A 17540-nucleotide genomic window follows, 5' to 3' on the forward strand; every position below is an offset into this window, starting at 1 on the left:
GCTTCCGAACGAGCAAAGGCGACGATGACCGACACCACAGAGAACGCGCTCGACTACGTCCTGGAGCGCGGGAGCGGTGCCCTCGCCGCCAAGATGGGCATCGAGTTCACCGAATTCACGGTGCAGCGAGCGGTCGCGACCATGCCGGTCGCTGGCAACACCCAGCCGGCGATGCTCCTCCACGGCGGCGCTTACGTCGTGCTCGGTGAATCGCTCGGGTCGATGGCAGCGAACCTCTGGGCGGGCGCGGACAAACTGGCCGTCGGTGTCGACATCAACGCGACCCACACCCGGTCGGCGACCTCAGGTGTCGTCACAGGAGTCTGCACGCCGATTCACCTCGGCCGGTCGATGACGGTGCACGAGATCGTGGTGACCGATGATCAGGGCCGGCGGTGTTCCACCATCCGGATCACGAACCTCATCAAGGACGCGCCCTCGCGCTGACGGCATTCGCCCGGCACGCGCACGTTAAACGCAAAACGGGCCGGAAAACCGGCCCGTTCGTGCGACCTTCTACTTCTTCGCTGTGAGCTGTTCGACGATCGCCTGGGCGACATCGTGCATGGTCAGGCGGCGGTCCATGGACGCTTTCTGAATCCAGCGGAAAGCTTCGGGCTCAGTCAGGCCCATCTTCTCGTTGAGCAGGCCCTTGGCCCGGTCGACGAGCTTGCGGGTTTCGAATCGCTCGACCATGTCGGCGACTTCGGCCTCGAGGGTGATGATCTGCTGGTAGCGGCTGAGCGCGATCTCGATGGCCGGCAGCAGGTCGTTCGGCGTGAACGGCTTGACGACGTAGGCGAGGGCGCCGGCTTCGCTCGCGCGCTCGACCAGTTCTTTCTGGCTGAACGCGGTGAGAAGCACGACGGGGGCGATCTGTGCCTTGTTGAGGCGTTCGGCAGCCGAGATGCCGTCGAGCTGAGGCATCTTGACGTCCATGATGACGAGGTCGGGGCGCAGCTCGGTCGCGAGCGCAACAGCGGTCTCACCGTCTCCGGCCTCTCCGACGACCTCGAAGCCGTTGTCTCGGAGGATCTCGACGATGTCGAGTCGGATGAGCGACTCATCCTCGGCTACGACGACTCGACGAGGGGCTGGGGGTGTTGCGTTTGGCTCGGTCACGCCCCAATCCTACGGTACTCTTGTGCACGTTGTTACGCGCCGGTGTGGCGGAATGGTAGACGCGGAGCACTCAAAATGCTTTGTTCGAAAGGACGTGTGGGTTCGAGTCCCACCACCGGTACTTCAGATCGACCCCTCGACTTCCCAACGTTTACGCGGAAGTCGAGGGGTCGTTTTCTTTTGGTGCAGAAGGGCATCCCTTCATTCATCCCTTCATAGGTTCTTGGAGCGCACCAGGGACTGACGGCGCCGCATAGATCGGGTACAGACACACTGACCCGGAGGCACCCATGCCCGCAGCAAAGAAGAACCCGAAAGATGTCGCCCACGCGAACGTCCAAACTAGAACTACAGCATCAGGCGCGACCAAGTTCGTCGTCCGATATACGGACCCAGGGCAGAAGCAGCGCTCCATCTCATTCGACGATGATCGATCCGCTGAGGAGTTCGCCCGTAACACTCGTCGGGTGGGCTCCGAGAGGGCAACGCAGATTCTTCTCGCGGACGTCGAAGATGGCATGACGTTTACTGCCTACGCGTGGAAGGTAATCGAAAGCAAGCGCGGCATTTCCCAGAAGAGCATCGACGACTACTCGTACTGGATGCGTTCGAGCATTGAGGACGCGTTCGGTTTCAAGCAGCTGGGCGACGTTCACGCCGAGGACATACAGCTCTGGATTACTGGCCTGAGCGAGACCGGGCTCGCAGAGAAGACGATGCGGAATCGCCATGGTTTCGTGGCCATGGTTATGAACAGAGCACGTGATCGAGGTGACATCCGCGTCAATCCCTGCAAGGAAACGGTGATCCCCCGGACGGTTTCGCGAGAGATGGAATGGCTTTCACGGGACGAATTCAGCCGACTCCTAGCGTTCATCCCGGATCACTACAAGGCGCTGGTGATGACGATGGCTTTCACGGGACTGCGGTGGGGAGAGGTCACCTGCCTGACGAAGGCCGATGTGAACCGTGAGACCGGGATGATCGCGGTAGCCAAAGCCTGGGTGAAAGATAGTAAGGCAGCCGGCGGAATAAAGGTTGGCCCGCCGAAGACGGCATTCAGCAAACGCCACATTCGCCTTCCGCAGGAGATTCTGCGAATGCTCTCCGCTGACCTCGATTCCGGGAACCGGCAAGACCTCCTGTTCACGAAGAAGAACGGGGAAGCCGTCCGTCAGCAGTACTTCTGGCAATGGGTTTGGGTGCCGGCACGGAATCTCGCGAACGGACGGCCTGCATTCGAGTACAGCGGGAAGGCGGTCGGTGGTGTTTACAAGCCGAAGGAAAGCGGTGACTGGGACAAGCTGCCCGTTTCAACGGATCTCGTGCTCGGCAAAGAGATCCGCATCCACGACCTACGGCATACCTTTGCCTCGTGGATGCTCGCGGGAGGTATCGCGATGGACGCGCTGCAACGGCTTCTCGGCCATTCATCGATTGTTACGACTCAAAAGTATTCCCACCTGGCCCCCGAGCGGATGAACGCATCGTCTGATGCTGGTTCGAAGATCCTCGCTGAGATGACGCCGTTCACAGCGAGCGTTTCAGGTGATGTTGTGCCGACGCAACTGCCCGCACTTGAGGCCGCTGCCCCTGAACCTGAGGTGCTACCGACGTCGCTCGCGGAGCTGGAATCGCGCATTGAAGAGCTCGAGAACAGGCTGAGCCAGTCGGACGCCGATGCGGCCATATTGTTCCTAACAAGAGCGTTCCTACGAAATAGGCACCAAGTGTGAGGGCCCACTCTCCGACGTGGGCGCGACTATGGCCGCAGTCTGGCACCCGCGCCGACTCCGTCGTCGCGTCCTCCCGTACCAACTCGTCGACATCGAAGAGCTCTCAACGCACCACCAGCTCAGCTCCACGCACGCACCGCAGCCCGAACCGAGCCCCACCCCGCCACCCGACACAACCTCCCGCACCGTTCAGTCTCCGCGGCGCCGACTGTTCGTGACTCCCGCGGAGCTTGCGGAGCGGTGTGGGCTCCTGCGGGGTTGTAAAAAAAGGGGCAGGCCAGCGGCCGCAATGCCTTAGCCGTTCAGTATCTGCTGTACGTAAGAGGTGGGGTAGCGGAAATTTCATACGGACGGGTCGTATGCGAATCGAATGTCTAGATGGGACACGGGCACCGGCCCTTTGCTCTTGAAGCGCGTGACGGGTCCGGCATTCGCTCCATTTTGGCGTCGCTCTAGATAGTGTTGCGGCAGGAGGTCCAGATGGCCCGAAGGCGGGAACTAGCTGATGTCGCGCACGGCATCTCTGGACACTTCATGTTCGATTCCCCGGCGAATCCCGACTGGCCGCTGGCGCACGTGGCAAACGCCGTTCGAGCCGGCGGCGGGACCTCATACTCTTTCGATCTACTCAGCGGTGAGACGGACCCGCCCTCCGAGCACATCAAGTCGCTGTCGACAATGCTCCAGCGCGATCTCGCCCGTCACCTCGATGCCCGTCACTTACCTCTCAATTGGGTAGACGAAGCTTCGCTCGATGTAAAAGTCGGCGACTGGAGCGCCGGCCAGGTGGCACCGGTGCGGTGTCAGGTTCGGATTGTCGATGACCTCCAGACCGTGCACACATCTACTCGGCGCGGTCAGATGACTGTTCCCCGCGGCTCGATGGCCATGCGTTTGCGCGAATGGTTCCACCGCAACTCGTCCTAGAACTGAACGCGTGTCGAACGACAAACGGCATCTCCGTTGCAGCAGCACGTTTCCCGCGAAGGATTGGTGTTGGGGCGGTCGGCACGTGCTCGGTATGCCCTCGGTGTTCGCTAGCGGTTGCCCTCCGGCTTGCGGGCACTCCTGACATTGGGCGGGTAAAGCTAGTGCGGCAACCCGGCCCGACCGCAGCGGCGAGTGCGCGGCCTATCTAGATTTTCCGACGTATGCCAGCATGACCACATGACACGTTTGCGTCGGGTCTCACGGTTGCAGTGGTTGACGATGATTTTGCTGATTGTCGCGGGCGCGATGCTTGCGTTTTTCTTCTTCGACCAGACGAGTCCCAGATGGCTGTTGCTGGCTGCGTCGATCCTTCTCGTAGCGTCCGCGCTCCTCAGCGCCCGGACCCTGTGGAACCAGTCCGCTGTTTCCGGACCTCACCGCGGGGCGGAACCTTCGACCGAGCCGCGGCCCGAGAACACTCCACGGCGATGAGTAGCGTCGACAACCAACGCGTTAGGACACGTCATTGAAGATCACGAAGCTGAGCGTCGCAGGTTTGATAGTGACAATCATTGGGCTTGTCGCCCTGATTCTCATCAACAATGACTCTTCGCTGGCTACATTGGCAGCGATCGTGTTTGGTGCGTCGGTGGTGACTATCGCCTTGATCCAGGTGGCAGTCGTGACTCGCCAGCGACGAGGCGAGAAAGCCGACCGCTCGAGCGACCATTGACTTCCTTCCAGAGGTGGGCTCGCCGGAATCCGGTGGACGCTCCCTCTGACCGTCACTAGCCGTTGAGGGTTCCGCTTGGCGGGAGGTAGAACGGATCGCTCGCACTCCGCCAGAATGAGAGGGCTTTGAGGAGAGACAGACATGCCTGATCGCCGTACCGTCAAAGTAGCCTTCGACTATGGCTACGAGTGGCCCATCGAGGAGGACGAGTGCGAAATCACACCTGAGTCTCTCGACCTGTCGCCGGAGCTCACGCAGCGGCTTCGTATGTGGCTCGACTTCTGGGAATCTCATTTCCACTACGACCATGGGTGGGACTCGCCGGAGCGTGAAGCGAAGTGGTGCCGTGAAGGCAAGACAGTGTCGTGGGATCTTCGCCTCGAGGTTGCGGAGATTGCAGACGTTGTATTCGATGTCGACCGGTGTGGATGTGGCCGAAGCAACCGTCACTGAGGGTGTGGACCGAAAGTGATATCTCCCCCTGGCACGTTCCGCTGCTGGTCCGTTGAACGTTCCCTGTTGGCGCGGTGCAATCCGCCTGAAGTGACGTCGCGCTTACGGTCCCCTATGGGGGCTGGTGACGGGACGCTTTGCCTGCCATGGTGGTTCGGCCGAACCCGATAGCGGTTTGCGAGAGGACGACGCGGTTGGGAGACGAATGCGATTTCTAGCTTGGCTGTCCACATTCGGTGCCACGCTCGGGTTCATATTGATGATTGTGGCTCCTTCTTCGGACGCTAAATTGGCACTAGGCATAACTGCGCTTGCCTTCACTGCTCTGGCAATAGTCAATTTCATGAAGCTTCGAGCCAACGCCCGAGCCGCGAGCTCGAAGTAAATCAACTCGCGATGAATCCCCTTATTCGGAGAACTTTCCGGTGCGAGTCGTTTCACTTGAATTGCGATCCAGGTGTTGCTGGCGCCTCGCCAGCGACGAGGCGAGAAAGCTGACCGCTCGAGCGACCGGTGAGCGTCTTCTAGGTTCCCGTCGGGATTTCTGAGCGACATCGGGTGGGGGCCAACATTGCGCGACCCTCTAGAGTCAGCACGTGAGCGAAAGTGAGCGTGAGAACTCGGGTGCCCTGACGTGGAAAGAAGTTGGACGGCCCGTTGTAGCTGGCGCCCTGCTCGTTGTCGGTGTCCTCACCGTTCTTGCTGCGTCTATCTACCAGTACTGGTACAACGTTAGGGACCCGGGCTACACATGCTCGATGAATCAGCCACCCGAGGCAACACCGCTCGAAGCGGAGATAGACGGCAAGACGTCTTGGTTTCCTCTGGGTCTCGAATGCACCTACCGTAGCGTCTCCGGGAGTCCCTTCACCGCGTACCCAGGCTGGGCACTGACTATCGCCCTCGGCGTAGGCCTGCTGCTTATCACCCTCGCTGTCATTCTCGTCGTCCGAACCTTTCGGCACACCGCTTCGTCTTCCCGCGGCGCTCTCCGACGCGCGTCATCCAGTTGAAGGGATGCCCGCACCGGGTTGCTCTCCTGATGCCGTCGACAGGCATAAATCCGCGTCGATAACGGATCCGTCTTCGTCAAGTTCTCTGAGTGTCGCCCGCTACTTGCGAAAGAAGGCTGTTTTCAATAGCAACCCCAAGAGTCCGATCCAGAGCGGCACACCCGTAACCACTAGCGCGGCGAATGTGAACACGGCACTCCAGAACCAGCTCATCCCGGCCGTGTCGGAAGATCGCATCACTTCGGCAGCGATGCTCGTCACGAGGGCGAAGAGCGCTGCCGCCGCCGCTCCTACAAACGTGAGTTGCACAAGGAAGGTCCCATTCCGCATCACGCGTGGTTCCGGGCGCATGGAAGCGACCAGAACGAACACGGTCACAGCCGCGAAGAGAACTGCGGCGAGGAGGCTTACGCTCCACGCCAGCGAGCCACCACCCATACCGGTCGCAAAGATTAGGCTTGCTGAGATCAGAGCTAGAACACTCGCCAGTGCCCCAGCGAAGTTCAGCGAAGTCGCAAACTTGGCTTCTCCTCGGTTCGGCAGGGTCATGTGGCCATTATGACGTGACCGGGTGTCGAGGGCATCGCGTTGAGGGTTCCCGCCTTGCCCTTCTTCCGAGCGTGCGGAACTACTCCTTCGAAGTCTGCCGAGCGATTGCCGCAGCGATCACTATGCTGCCTGCTGTCGCAATGCTGAAGCTAACCAGCCCGAACCAAGATCCGCGATCGGAGGAATCAGCCAGGACCTTCAATAGGTACCAGATTGCCGATGCCCCGAAAAGCACTACCGCGATCCATGCCAGCACTTTCTTGAAGGTTCTGCGCGCAGGAGTCTCGGTCATGGCCCGATCTTATTACGCCGTCTACACGGGGGTTCAACGTCGATGGGCACCCGCGCTCGAAGTAGACGTACAGGCGGCCGCGGCACTCCCCGTCGCGTTGAGGGTTCCTTATTTCACTGCTTGGTCACAGCTTCAATACAGCGGTGGCAAGCTGCGCGAAGTACGAGACGGTAAGACTCCAAGAGCAATCAGTCGGTGTTGAGTGACCGGCTTCTCCGCCTTCGTATGACATGGCCAATTCCCCAGAAGAACATGAGCGCGCTTAGGACGAGCAAAGCAATACCGAGACCCCAGAGCGGGATACCGAGCGCCGCGGTGATTCCAGTACCTTCAGTCGAGTCTCGACCGGGCATCAGAATTGCGACTAATCCCACAAGCAAAGAGACTGCGCCGAATCCCAGCGGGTAGGACGGGTGCTTGAAATGCTCCTTGTGCTCGCTCACGCGGGACCCCAATTCCTCGATGATTGCTTGACGGCTATGAATCGACACTAGCCAACTACTGGTGCCGTGGTGCTCTTCTCCGGATGACCACGGTTACGGAGGCTGCATCTGAGCGGTTGCATGTCGTGTCGAAGCTGCGCGGCCCTCATCTGTCGCGATGAGGGTTGCCCAGCCGGTGGACGTCCGTCGATCGCTCCTAGCAGTCGCGTTGGAGCTGGCTCCTGCCCCGGTGAAACAAATGGACGAGACGAGACGAGTCGTTGTCTTCGCGCATGTAGCCCCCTAAGGTGTCTTCATGTCGAACCCCGAGTATCTACGCTCTCGGCGCGCGAGCGTCATCGGCCTCGCTGTTGTCATCTTTGTTTTGGTAGTGCTGATCGTTGGGCTATTTTGGGGAGCGGCCAGCGAATTGTGGCCGTTGTGGGTCGTTTGGATACCTATAATTTTTGCCCCGGCGGCGACGACCGGCTATTGGTGGTGGCAGAAAAAGCGGTGGCCGGACAAAGACCTCTGACATGAGAGACTTAGGCACCGACCGGCAGGGAATGGTCCCTCCTGTGTTGCGACGATGGCGTCCTCGAGTCACTGGAGCGTGAGCCGCACGGTGAGCGGAAGGCCGGACTGCGATGTGCCCGCACAGGGTTAGATACGGCACGACGTTCCGAGGTTCCACTCCGACAAACGATCACTGGGGCACGCGCGATAGGTCACCGCGTGGGCATCACGGCATCAGGGAGTTCATGACGGGATTCGCTGAGAGAGCCGAGCAGATTGCGGCCCACCTCGTTACCCACGAAACCGGAGCTGTAGCTGTTCCTCACGACAAAGACGGCCGCCAGTCCGCCGTGGATTACCTCCTCGAGTGGCCGGATGGCAGGCGAGGCGCACTCGAGGTGACACTCGTTATCGAGCCGACGTCCATCGAATGGCAGGGCAAGGCCGCCAAGGACGGCTGGCGGTGGCCATCAGAAACGTCCTGGGACTTCCGCCCCGCCGAGCTCAATTTCCACTACAAGCGGACACGACGAACAGTTCTACGCGCTGTGCAGCTATGCGACGAATGGTCCGTCGACTCGCCTGAAGACCTCCCGGTAGGCGTCTTAGCAACAGAGAGCGAAGTGAACGCGTTCCTCGCCGATGAAACGGGAAGTCTGCGACGGTCGCCGTTCAGCGCGGGGGTAACGGTGTATCCGAGTATCCGCACTGAGTTCGTAGAATCGGCACCGGCTGATTTCTCCCTCGTCGTGGAGAGCTGGCACGAGCAAGCTCACATGGCGTCGCATATCGAGAAGGTGAAGAAGGCTCCTGGCGTTGCCGAGCGGCATCTGTTTTTGGTCCCGCTCGATGACGTACTACCGGCGCGGTTCTTCACGGATGACTTCGAGACGCCTCAACTTTCGCCCAAGGGCTTCGACGGCGTGGATACCCTGTGGGTTTGGTCCAACTACTGGCATCGCTTCCTGGTTTTCCGAGATCAATCGTGGCGCTGGCTCGACTTCCCAGGGACTCCGTCTGAGACATCCCGCTGAGGGTACGGCTATCGGGCAGAGGCAGCAGGTTTTCCCCTTGCAAGACCCTCGAACGCTGAAGCTCTTGCGGAGCGGCATGCGTTTACTTGGCCGCCATACCTGCTCCGGCGATTCACCCGGCGATCCTGGGGTGTGCACTGGAGAGTGTGTCCCTAACGACTCTGATCGACAGTTTGAGGACGGGACGCTTCACCTGAGGCGGCGGCGTGTGATCGCGAAGTAGACGGCCCAACTCAGGAGAGCGATGGCGGCGAGAATCGTGAGGATCCATAACTGCGCAACCGCCAGCCCGACCGTCAGCACAATCAGAATCACCCAGATCCGGACACTTCGGCGTGAGAATTCGTCCGCACGTTGCTTGTCATCAACCATCAACTCCGCGCTCCCTTATATTGACCGCTCGCCATCGCCAGCACCCACCGACGGTCCTCTCCGATAGTTAGCGACGCTAGCAGGCCCCCTGTCCTCGGTGGGCTCCGGTTATCCACCGCTGCGAAGATGGCTGTCGAGATTTCTTGTCGGGATTTCGGTGGAGGCTTCTCGCTTCGCGTTCCACTGATCGCCTCGATAGGGTCGCTTAGCGAGCCCGGGTCGGAACGCGGCTGTTTGTGAGATGCTCAACGCCATGCACCCTTTGCGCCTGACGGCGATGATTCTGATCGGCCTAGCATTCCTAGTGATGATCTTTGGGCTGATCTACGGAGCTGTAAGTACCAACGCGAACGTCGACTGGTCCGTGGCCTGGTCGGTCCCTGTTGCATCGGCGGTGCTGGTCATCGCAGCCGCCGTCTGCCTTATCGTGTGGAAGCGCAATCGATGAACCCCGTTGCTGCTTGCTCCTCTAGAGGATCCCGTTGAAGGTCCCTCTTTCGGATGTAGCGCTACGCCAACCATTTCGATCGAACTTGGACTTCGGCATCCTCGTAGCCAAGGTGCTCATAGAAGTCCAGCACAGCCTCGTTGGTTGAGCGGACCATGAGCTGAGCCTTCACAGCGCCTTGCTCGCGGAGCCAGTGTTCCGCGGCAGCCATCAGGTGTCGCCCCAGCCCGGTGCCGCGCTGACGCGCACCTACGGCGAGGTAATAGATCCAACCTCGGTGTCCGTCGTGGCCCACCATCACAGTTCCAACCAAACGCTACGGATGGACGGGGGACCTCGGCGGCGGAAGCTTCGTTGAGTTTGGCGATGCCTACCTCAACGGGGAGTTCCCTGGAATCAAGGAGCTCGGAAAGCGATGCTCGTCGGAGCTCCGATCTCTGGCCAAGACGGGCCTGCTCGCTCCTGACCTGCCGTTCCGTGTGACGAGTAACACGACCGAAATTGGGTACGGGATCACGGTTCGCCTCGGCGACCGATCCCGGGTCGAGGACAACCAGGCTCTCTGGGAAGCAGCTCGGCAGATCGCACTGCCGCACCAGCAGTACATCTGCATCGAGAACCGGCACCACCAGGACACGTACGAGTACACGAATTTTCGCTTCAATTACGCACTGCCGCGCCTATGACCCGAATCCCGGGCTCCTAGGCGAGATCGTCCAACGGCGGCAGCGTCCTGACGATCTTCAGAGCCTCAAGGCTAACCGTCACGATCCGGGGCGAGTAGGTCAACGATGAACCGGGGCTTGCCTTGCTCCTTTGCCGTCGTTCGTGTCATTGAAAATACCGGAGGCTTCGTCGGTCTTCGCCTGATGGCGCTCAACGCCCGCGACATGACCCGGCCGCCCCACTCCTTCATCGAGTGACGCCTCTTGCACCGTGAGGGGCCGCGAGGCCAATTCGTCGCACTTGGATCGCTTTGCACGACTCACGGCAGAGGGTCGTCGCAGGGTCTCAGGCTTACTGCACCCGGGTACGCCGAGCGCGCATAGAAGCAGGAGGGACGAGCTTGAAAGGAAGCCATGTCAATCCAGCAGATCTACACCGCAGATGAGGCCGCAGCCATCCTGCGCACAACCCCGCGGCACCTAGCCACCCTGGCGAGGAGGGGCGAGATCAGAAGCATGAAGATTTCCCGTTCTTGGGCTTTCCCAGAGGACGCGATTCAGGAATTTATCACGGCTAAGAGCCAGTCGATCGTTTCAGAGGCAGACGCATCGCGCACTGGCCTGACTGCGGGTGCGCTCAGAAACCTCGAGCGGCGCACTCGTCGATAGTTTGTCGACCCGGCATTATCCTCGTTCGCATCGTCGCGCGTGGGTTTCTTGGCTCAACATGAAGGGATCATCCCTTCATTCGACGTCATTTCGTGACATGCTGGGTCCGTAGAAGCCCGGAATTGCGCGGAAACGTTGGTTCGGAGAGGGGCGTTGTGTGGGTTCGAGTCCCACCACCGGTACAGCATGAGGACCCCCGGTCATGTCGGCGTTCGCGCCGGGAGGGCCGGGGGTTTTCCTTTGCCCCGGCGCTGCGCCGGCGAAGGTCGTTCCGCAAGAGGATGGCGCGCGACACGACGGTCACGACATAATCGGGCGCTATGAACGCACCGTCGAACTCCGGACCGAACGCCGCCCACCGTCGCCCCGAGGGGGTGAGCGACGCCACCGTCGAAGCGCTCGGCAAGCTTTCCGAGGCTCTCGAGGTCGTCGAACATGCCCGTGGTCTGCTCTATGGATTCCACCGGCTGACCGGAACGGCGGACCTCGCTCTCGGCGAAGCCGTCGAGCTGCTGCGCAAGGCCGGGCACGATGACTTCGCGGACGATATTGAGAAGCGGATCGTCGGCCGCAACGTCATCGAGGGTCGCTGGACCTTCCAGATCGTCGAGGACTATGACGACAACTACTACCGTCCTTTCGTCGACGCGGAGGCACATGCACGCGGCGAGCTCGTCGGAGGCAAGCGGCACCTGTTCGAAGCGGAGATGAAGGAGGACCGCCGGACGCACGGCAAACGCCACCACGAAGCGCTCCCCGGGAACGAGAGCGAGCGCGCCTGACGCTCCCGCTCAGATAGCCGAGCGCTGGGCGAGGAGCGGACACTCGAACGGATCGCTCTCGCCGAGACCCACGCGGTTGATGTAGCGCAGCACGATCCCGTACGACTCGAACAGTCCGGTCTCCGTGTAGGTGACGCCCCGTTCACGGCAGAAGGCTGCGACGATCGGGGCGGCCGTGCGCAGGTGGGGTCTGGGCATCGACGGGAAGAGGTGGTGTTCCACCTGGTAGTTGAGTCCTCCGAGCAAAACGTCGGTGAACCGGTTCCCCTTCACGTTCCTGCTCATCAGCACTTGCCTGCGGAGGAAATCGATCTTCATCCCGCGCGGGACGAGCGGCATCCCCTTGTGATTGGGGGCGAACGAGGCTCCCATGTAGAAGCCGAACACTCCCATCTGCACGCCGAGGAACGCGAACGCGATGCCCGGCGACAGCACAACGAACAGCAGAGTGAGATAGCCACCGAGTCGGAGTGCGATGAAGGCCAGTTCGAGCCACCGTCGATCAATGGGTTCCCGGCTGAGGAGCCGGCGGACGCCAGACGCGTGAAGAGATAGCCCCTCGAGCAGAAGGATCGGGAAGAAGAACACACCCTGGTGGGCGATCGCCCACGCGGTCAGGGGATTCCGGCGCTTCGTCGCCTGCTCGGGCGTGAACGAGATCACCGGGAGTTCGATATCGGGGTCGGCGTCCTTCTGATTGGGCTTGGCGTGGTGACGCGTGTGCTTGTGCTGCCACCAGCCGTAGCTCATGCCGACGAAGAGGTTGGCGATCACGAGGCTGGTCCAGTCGTTCCACCGGCCGGAGCGGAAGATCTGCCGGTGGGCGGCGTCGTGCCCGAGGAACGCCGTTTGAGTGAACATGACGGCAAAGCCCGCGGCGAGGAGCAACTGCCACCAGGTGTCGCCCACGAGGATGAAAACGACGACGGATGCCGCGAACACCACGGGAACCGCGATCAGCTTGGTCCAGTAGTACCCGTATCGGCGGCGCATCAATCCGGCGGCATGGATCATCTTCGCGAGTTCGGCGTAGTCGCCTGTCCCGTCCTGGCGGCCTGTACGGCGCACGGCGGGGGCTGAAGCGGGAACCTGGGACGTCATGGTGTCCTCCAAACCGAGAATGGGATGGGGGCTACCAGGGTCCGGGGTCGCCGTTCAAATAGTTTAGGCGCGGGAATCCCCGGCGGTCCAGACCTTCAGCGGACTGGGAGAAAAGGGTGCGCTGGTGCGTCAGCTCTGAGGGGTCGGCTCCGGGGTGATCTGCAGGTTGCCGCCGGCATTGGCGGCAGCCATCAGTTCTTCGAGCCATTCCCTGTTGAGCTTCTCTTCGACGGCACCATCGAACTGGAACTGAATCGGGATGGACGGATGCACCCACAGGATCCGCCGTCCCGGCCCCGCATCGTCGATACGGCCGTTCACAGCGAGGGTGAACATTTCGCCCCGCCGAAGTTTGGTCACGACGACAACCTTCAGGTGGGCCAGTTCACGGTCGGTCGCGTCGATTTCGACCGCCGGAAGTCCGTACAGCAGCTTTGCCATGATTTCCCTTTCGCGCGGGGCAGGATCCCCCACTAAGCACGATAGTCTCCGAGCCCGCCCGGGGGCCGGATTGATGTCGAAATGGCCGTTCCCACATGTCAGCTCTCGCGCAGCCCGCGAAGCCTCTCTGACGCCCGCTCGGCGGCACGCGCGGCCACCTCGGCTGCGTGATCAGCGGATGCCGCGGCGCGGCCGAGCGACTCGTCCTCCCGGTCAGTCGCGGCGAGGTCCCGACCGAGTTCGGCGATCTCGTCCTCGAGTGCCTGGCGGCGCCTGCCGAGCTCGACCCGGCGCTCGGACAGGGCGGTCCGCTCCTTCCGGACCACGTCACGCGCGGCGTCGGCCTCCGCGGCTTTCGCCAGCGCTTCCTCCGCTTTTCTCTCCGCCTCCGCGATCTGTTCTGCTGACTTCCTGTTTTCGACGACCCGGAGTGCAGGCCGGCGGCGACGGGGCGTCTTCACGGTGGGTTCGGCGACGGCACCGTCGAGGTCGACGGGTTCGATCCCGTTCGAGGACAGCGCGCGAACGAGGCGGCCGCTGAGGACGGCGTCGGCTGCCTGCGGATCGGCCATCGCCGCCTGAAGTGTCTGTTCGACGTCAGCGATCGCGGCTGCGCTGACCTTCTGGTCGTCCTCCGCGGCGAGATCCTTGCCCTGTCGTGCCATGGCGCGCAGCAGCTGGAGGCGCTGTCTGCCCAGTTGACGCAGGTCATCCCCGTCGAGGTTCTTCTCGGCATCCCGCAGGAGGGCGCCGAGTTCGAGGATCCGGTCGATGTCGTCTGATCGACGTGCCACCAGAAGGTTGACGAGCCAGGCGCTCGTTGACGGTTTTGGAAGACGCCCGATTTGCCGGGCGAGATCGGCGTTTCCGGCGTCCTTCAACGATCGAGCTCGTGCGGTGCGCACCGAAACGAATTCCGTCGGCGTTCTCAGGTAGAGGTCCTGGAGCACGTCACTCAGCTCGGTCGAAGGCTCCGTCGTCATCGGATCAGGATACGCGCCGAGCTGCGTCGCGGCTCGCCGCGCGCGTCGGTGTCAGCCAGACTGGAGCGGTGACGACCACTCTCCGTGCGGCCCTGCTCGCGCCCCGTACAGACCCTCGCAAGCGTCCGGTCCTGCTCGGTGGCGTTTTTCTCGTTGTTGCGGTCGGACTCGCCGTGCGCACCGTCCACGGTCCCGTCGGAGACGCGGTCGGAGGCATCCTCTATGCGGTGCTCATCTATTCCCTGATCGCGATGGTCACGCCAGCCGCGTCCGCTGCACGAGTCGGCAGTGCCGCCGTAGTGATCTGCACCGCCATCGAACTGTTGCAGCTGACCGGGCTGCCGAGCGCGCTCGGCGCCGTTTTCCCACCCATCCGCTTCGTGCTCGGCACGACGTTCGTGTGGACGGATCTTGTCACCGGCGCGGTCGGTGGCCTCGCCGCCGTGCTCGCTGACGGAATCCTTCTCCGCCTGGGACAGCGCAGGCGCTTCCGCTCCGTTCAGTGAGCGCCAGCATAGTGCTGGACGAGCGCGAGGACCCTCGACTCAAGCAGACGCAGCGCCGCGACAACCGTCGAATCGACGATCTCCTCCGGACTGCCCCCGAGTTGGCGTTCGACCACGTGTAACTCGCCCCGTGGGGAACGGATGCCGATGAAGACCGTCCCGACCTCCTGACCGTCCTGCTCGTCAGGTCCCCCGACACCGGTGACCGACAGTGCGAGGTTCGCGCCGAGCAGGCGAGCGACGCCGGTCGCCATCTCTTCCGCGGCCCGCGCAGAAACGACCGGGCCGGGGGCAACGTCGAGGACCCTGTGCTTGGTCTCGCTCATGTACGCGACCACCCCTCCGGCGAACCAGGCCGAAGAATTGTTGGCGGCTCCGAGCCGTGAGGCGATCTGGCCACTGGTCAGCGATTCCGCGACCGCGATCTTGAGATGGGTCCCCTCGACGGCCTTGGCGATCGACTCGGCGAGGGCGATGGCCTGGGTGATGCTGGGGTCAGAAGAGGTCATGCAAGAATTCTCGCTTCGTGCGGAGATCAGCCACAGGGGGTTGACACTATGCCGGGCTCAGGCGCCGAGGATGAGCCGGCGGAGCGCCGTCTCGGGCGCCACTCCCCGGCCGTTGAGAATCTCACCGGACTGGTAGCGGTCGAGAACGCGGGGATCGATGTAGCTGCTTCGCGCGACGGCAGGCGTGTTGCCGAGTGCGTCAGCCGTCTCCTTCACGGCGGTGACGACGTTCCTCGCACATCGTGTTGCGTTCGGCGCGACGCCGAGCCGCCGGAGAGCGGTCGCAGCGATGATGCTTCCGTGCAGGGTCCGGAAGTCCTTGGCCGTGAAGTCACCGCGTGTGCGCTCACGAACGTAGTCGTTGACCTCCTGCGGTCGCAGCGGGCGCCAGGTGTCCCCGCTCTTCCACGCGAGGAGCCGGGCCCGGGGCCCTCGGGTCTTGAGGGACCGGATCACGGCAGCCAGATCCGCGTCCTCGGTTTCGCTCGACCAGGCCTGGCCGCTTTTCCCAGGAAAGTCGAGCAGAACGGTGTCGCCGCTGACGGTCGCGTGCGCGTTGAGCAGCGTGGTGAGGCCATGGCTGCCGTGTTCGAGGGCGAACCGTTCCGTCCCGACGCGAAGGCGGGCCGAATCGAGGAGACGAAATCCGGCCGCAAGCGCCCGCTCACGAGACCCGGGCACGCTGCGCAGGTCGAGAGTGACGAGACGGCGAGCAGAGGGCAGAGCGGACGCCAGGTCGAGCGCACGGTCAAACTTGCGTTCCGCCTGCTTGCGCGACCACGCCTCGTGATAGAGGTACTGGCGTCGACCGGCTCCGTCGGTCCCCACCGCCTGTATATGGGCGTTCGGATGAGGCGCGATCCACACATCCGTCCATGCCGGAGGAATGACGAGCGCTGTGATCCGCTCGATGGTCTCTTCGTCCCGGAGCGGATGCCCGCCCTCATCGACATACCGGAACCCTGAGCGGGTTCTTCTCCTGCCGAGCCCGGGGCCCGTTGTGTCACTTCTGCGCAAACGGGGCATCAGGCCGCCCCGTGCTGCCGGAACTCAGGAATTTCTCAACTCCGAGATCAGGTCGTCCTTGCGCTTGTTGGAGTAGCCCGTGAGGCCGATTTCCTTCGCCCGTTTCTTCAGGTCCGCGACCGTCCAGTCCTCGTAGCTTCCTGATTCGCCGCCGGCTCGACCGACCTCGCTCCGGCCGCGTTGCGCAGCCGAATTGGAGATGCGTGCTGCCTTTTGTTTCGAGGCGCCGTCCTCCCGGAGCTCTTCGTACAAATCCGGGTCCTTGAGGCTGGGATTTTTCTTCTGGGGCATCGTCTTTCCTGGGTAGCTCGGTGTCAGAGGTTTTTGCCGCCGGTGACGGGAAGGACCGCGCCGGAGACGTACGACGCGTGTTCTGACGCGAGATACACGTAAGCCGGCGCGAGCTCGGCGGGCTGGCCGGCACGACCAAGCGGCGTGTCCTGCCCGAACGTTTCGACCTTGTCCGGCCAGGACGTCGCAGGGATCAGCGGAGTCCAGATGGGGCCGGGGGCAACGGCGTTCACCCGGACGCCCTTCTCGCCGAGCTGATCAGCGAGGGCTCGGGTGAACGCCACCTGCGCGGCTTTGGTCATCGCGTAATCGATGAGCTGCGGCGATGGCTGGAACGCCTGGATCGACGACGTCGTGATGATCGATGCTCCGGGCTTGAGGTGCGGGATTGCTGCGCGTGCCGTCCACATGGGGGCGTAGAGGTTCGTTTTGAACACGCGGTCGAACTCGGCCGTTGGGATGTTCTCGAGACCGTTCCGGTTCTCCTGATACGCGGCGTTGAGAACGAGAACGTCGAGCCGGCCGAATTCTTCGACCGTGAGTTCGACGATGTCGGTGCTGTACTGCTCCTCGCGAGCGTCACCCGGGAGCAGGAGCGCCCTCCTGCCGGCCTTCTCGATCCATTCAGCGGTGTCTTCAGCGTCATCCTGTTCTTCAGGAAGGTAGGAGATCGCGATATCCGCTCCCTCGCGCGCGAAGGCGATCGCGACTGCCCGTCCAATTCCTGAGTCCCCTCCGGTGATCAGCGCAACCTGGCCATCGAGCTTTCCCGTACCGACATAGGTCTCTTCACCGTGGTCAGGGCGCGGTTCCGTCTTCGCGGTGAGACCGGGCTGGTCCTGTTCCTGGCGGGGGAAGTCTTCGGAGGTGTACTTCGACGTTGGGTCAATGTTTCCAGCGGTCACGGCAGGCCTCTCTCGGTGTCAGGAACGGCGTGAATGCCGCGT

22 protein-coding genes and 1 tRNA gene are annotated in these 17540 nt (G+C 62.3%); 11 read left to right on the forward strand and 12 right to left on the reverse strand.

Features of this window, described 5'->3' with window-relative positions:
* The first annotated feature begins 24 nt into the window (after positions 1-24).
* Positions 25-447 carry a hotdog fold thioesterase gene (locus ACWA1Q_RS06875; RefSeq protein WP_463760588.1) on the forward strand — a complete coding sequence of 141 codons (423 nt, stop codon included), beginning with the start codon at positions 25-27 and terminating at the stop codon, positions 445-447.
* Positions 448-516: 69 nt separating this feature from the next.
* Here the strand turns inward: ACWA1Q_RS06875 and ACWA1Q_RS06880 are convergent, their stop codons facing one another.
* On the reverse strand, positions 517-1122 hold the full coding sequence (locus tag ACWA1Q_RS06880; RefSeq protein WP_463760590.1) for an ANTAR domain-containing response regulator: 606 nt from the start codon (positions 1120-1122) through the stop codon (positions 517-519).
* Between the two features lie 38 nt (positions 1123-1160).
* Between ACWA1Q_RS06880 and ACWA1Q_RS06885 the strand changes: the two genes are divergently transcribed.
* The 5 genes from ACWA1Q_RS06885 to ACWA1Q_RS06905 all read left to right on the forward strand — a co-directional run bounded on the left by ACWA1Q_RS06885 (position 1161) and on the right by ACWA1Q_RS06905 (position 4974).
* Positions 1161-1243 (forward strand) — tRNA-Leu (locus ACWA1Q_RS06885).
* A 169-nt stretch (positions 1244-1412) separates the two neighbouring features.
* Complete coding sequence (locus ACWA1Q_RS06890; RefSeq protein WP_463760592.1) at positions 1413-2858, forward strand: tyrosine-type recombinase/integrase; 1446 nt, start codon at positions 1413-1415, stop codon at positions 2856-2858.
* A gap of 534 nt (positions 2859-3392) precedes the next feature.
* Complete coding sequence (locus tag ACWA1Q_RS06895) at positions 3393-3785, forward strand: hypothetical protein (protein ID WP_463760593.1); 393 nt, start codon at positions 3393-3395, stop codon at positions 3783-3785.
* A 529-nt stretch (positions 3786-4314) separates the two neighbouring features.
* Positions 4315-4521, forward strand: coding sequence for a hypothetical protein (locus ACWA1Q_RS06900; protein ID WP_463760594.1), 207 nt, complete (start codon positions 4315-4317; stop codon positions 4519-4521).
* A gap of 141 nt (positions 4522-4662) precedes the next feature.
* Entirely contained in the window at positions 4663-4974 is a 312-nt protein-coding gene (locus ACWA1Q_RS06905; RefSeq protein WP_463760596.1) for a hypothetical protein, read from the forward strand.
* 1112 nt (positions 4975-6086) lie between these two features.
* Here ACWA1Q_RS06905 and ACWA1Q_RS06910 read toward each other — a convergent pair.
* Both ACWA1Q_RS06910 and ACWA1Q_RS06915 read right to left on the reverse strand, forming a co-directional pair.
* Positions 6087-6536 (reverse strand): hypothetical protein, encoded by a 450-nt coding sequence (locus ACWA1Q_RS06910; RefSeq protein ID WP_463760597.1) that lies wholly within the window; start codon positions 6534-6536, stop codon positions 6087-6089.
* A gap of 79 nt (positions 6537-6615) precedes the next feature.
* Positions 6616-6828 carry a hypothetical protein gene (locus ACWA1Q_RS06915; protein WP_463760600.1) on the reverse strand — a complete coding sequence of 71 codons (213 nt, stop codon included), beginning with the start codon at positions 6826-6828 and terminating at the stop codon, positions 6616-6618.
* A gap of 1336 nt (positions 6829-8164) precedes the next feature.
* Here ACWA1Q_RS06915 and ACWA1Q_RS06920 point away from each other — a divergent pair.
* Positions 8165-8800, forward strand: coding sequence for a hypothetical protein (locus tag ACWA1Q_RS06920; protein WP_463760602.1), 636 nt, complete (start codon positions 8165-8167; stop codon positions 8798-8800).
* A 189-nt stretch (positions 8801-8989) separates the two neighbouring features.
* Here ACWA1Q_RS06920 and ACWA1Q_RS06925 read toward each other — a convergent pair whose 3' ends face one another.
* Together ACWA1Q_RS06925 and ACWA1Q_RS06930 are read right to left on the reverse strand one after the other, a co-directional pair.
* Positions 8990-9172, reverse strand: coding sequence for a hypothetical protein (locus ACWA1Q_RS06925; RefSeq protein WP_463760603.1), 183 nt, complete (start codon positions 9170-9172; stop codon positions 8990-8992).
* A 509-nt stretch (positions 9173-9681) separates the two neighbouring features.
* A complete protein-coding gene (locus ACWA1Q_RS06930) occupies positions 9682-9918 on the reverse strand; it encodes a GNAT family N-acetyltransferase (RefSeq protein WP_463760605.1) in 237 nt (78 codons plus the stop codon).
* A gap of 181 nt (positions 9919-10099) precedes the next feature.
* Between ACWA1Q_RS06930 and ACWA1Q_RS06935 the strand changes: the two genes are divergently transcribed.
* The 3 genes from ACWA1Q_RS06935 to ACWA1Q_RS06945 all read left to right on the forward strand — a co-directional run bounded on the left by ACWA1Q_RS06935 (position 10100) and on the right by ACWA1Q_RS06945 (position 11736).
* Positions 10100-10306, forward strand: a complete 207-nt coding sequence (locus ACWA1Q_RS06935) for a hypothetical protein (protein WP_463760606.1) — start codon at positions 10100-10102, stop codon at positions 10304-10306.
* A 393-nt stretch (positions 10307-10699) separates the two neighbouring features.
* The gene (locus tag ACWA1Q_RS06940) at positions 10700-10954 is read left to right on the forward strand and encodes a helix-turn-helix domain-containing protein (protein ID WP_463760608.1); all 255 of its coding nucleotides are present in this window, start codon (positions 10700-10702) and stop codon (positions 10952-10954) included.
* A 320-nt stretch (positions 10955-11274) separates the two neighbouring features.
* The gene (locus tag ACWA1Q_RS06945) at positions 11275-11736 is read left to right on the forward strand and encodes a hypothetical protein (RefSeq protein WP_463760609.1); all 462 of its coding nucleotides are present in this window, start codon (positions 11275-11277) and stop codon (positions 11734-11736) included.
* 9 nt (positions 11737-11745) lie between these two features.
* Here the strand turns inward: ACWA1Q_RS06945 and ACWA1Q_RS06950 are convergent, their stop codons facing one another.
* The 3 genes from ACWA1Q_RS06950 to ACWA1Q_RS06960 form a co-directional block, all read right to left on the reverse strand.
* The gene (locus tag ACWA1Q_RS06950) at positions 11746-12837 is read right to left on the reverse strand and encodes a fatty acid desaturase family protein (RefSeq protein WP_463760610.1); all 1092 of its coding nucleotides are present in this window, start codon (positions 12835-12837) and stop codon (positions 11746-11748) included.
* Positions 12838-12966: 129 nt separating this feature from the next.
* Complete coding sequence (locus ACWA1Q_RS06955; protein WP_463760612.1) at positions 12967-13278, reverse strand: DUF7882 family protein; 312 nt, start codon at positions 13276-13278, stop codon at positions 12967-12969.
* A gap of 98 nt (positions 13279-13376) precedes the next feature.
* Positions 13377-14261 carry a hypothetical protein gene (locus ACWA1Q_RS06960; RefSeq protein WP_463760614.1) on the reverse strand — a complete coding sequence of 295 codons (885 nt, stop codon included), beginning with the start codon at positions 14259-14261 and terminating at the stop codon, positions 13377-13379.
* A 68-nt stretch (positions 14262-14329) separates the two neighbouring features.
* On the opposite strand from ACWA1Q_RS06960, the gene ACWA1Q_RS06965 reads away from it, so the two are divergent.
* The gene (locus ACWA1Q_RS06965; protein ID WP_463760615.1) at positions 14330-14767 is read left to right on the forward strand and encodes a ribosomal maturation YjgA family protein; all 438 of its coding nucleotides are present in this window, start codon (positions 14330-14332) and stop codon (positions 14765-14767) included.
* Here the strand turns inward: ACWA1Q_RS06965 and ACWA1Q_RS06970 are convergent.
* From ACWA1Q_RS06970 to ACWA1Q_RS06985, 4 genes are read right to left on the reverse strand one after another with little or no spacing between them, the layout of a single operon-like run.
* The gene (locus ACWA1Q_RS06970; protein ID WP_463760616.1) at positions 14761-15276 is read right to left on the reverse strand and encodes a CinA family protein; all 516 of its coding nucleotides are present in this window, start codon (positions 15274-15276) and stop codon (positions 14761-14763) included. The two genes, ACWA1Q_RS06965 and ACWA1Q_RS06970, sit on opposite strands and share 7 nt — an antisense overlap.
* A gap of 57 nt (positions 15277-15333) precedes the next feature.
* Positions 15334-16302, reverse strand: a complete 969-nt coding sequence (locus ACWA1Q_RS06975; protein WP_463760618.1) for a DNA topoisomerase IB — start codon at positions 16300-16302, stop codon at positions 15334-15336.
* A gap of 24 nt (positions 16303-16326) precedes the next feature.
* A complete protein-coding gene (locus ACWA1Q_RS06980; RefSeq protein ID WP_463760619.1) occupies positions 16327-16593 on the reverse strand; it encodes a DUF7218 family protein in 267 nt (88 codons plus the stop codon).
* Positions 16594-16616: 23 nt separating this feature from the next.
* Complete coding sequence (locus ACWA1Q_RS06985; protein ID WP_463760621.1) at positions 16617-17498, reverse strand: SDR family oxidoreductase; 882 nt, start codon at positions 17496-17498, stop codon at positions 16617-16619.
* Positions 17499-17540 lie beyond the last annotated feature (42 nt).

The organism is Mycetocola sp. TRD_SC_2, from assembly GCF_055361225.1.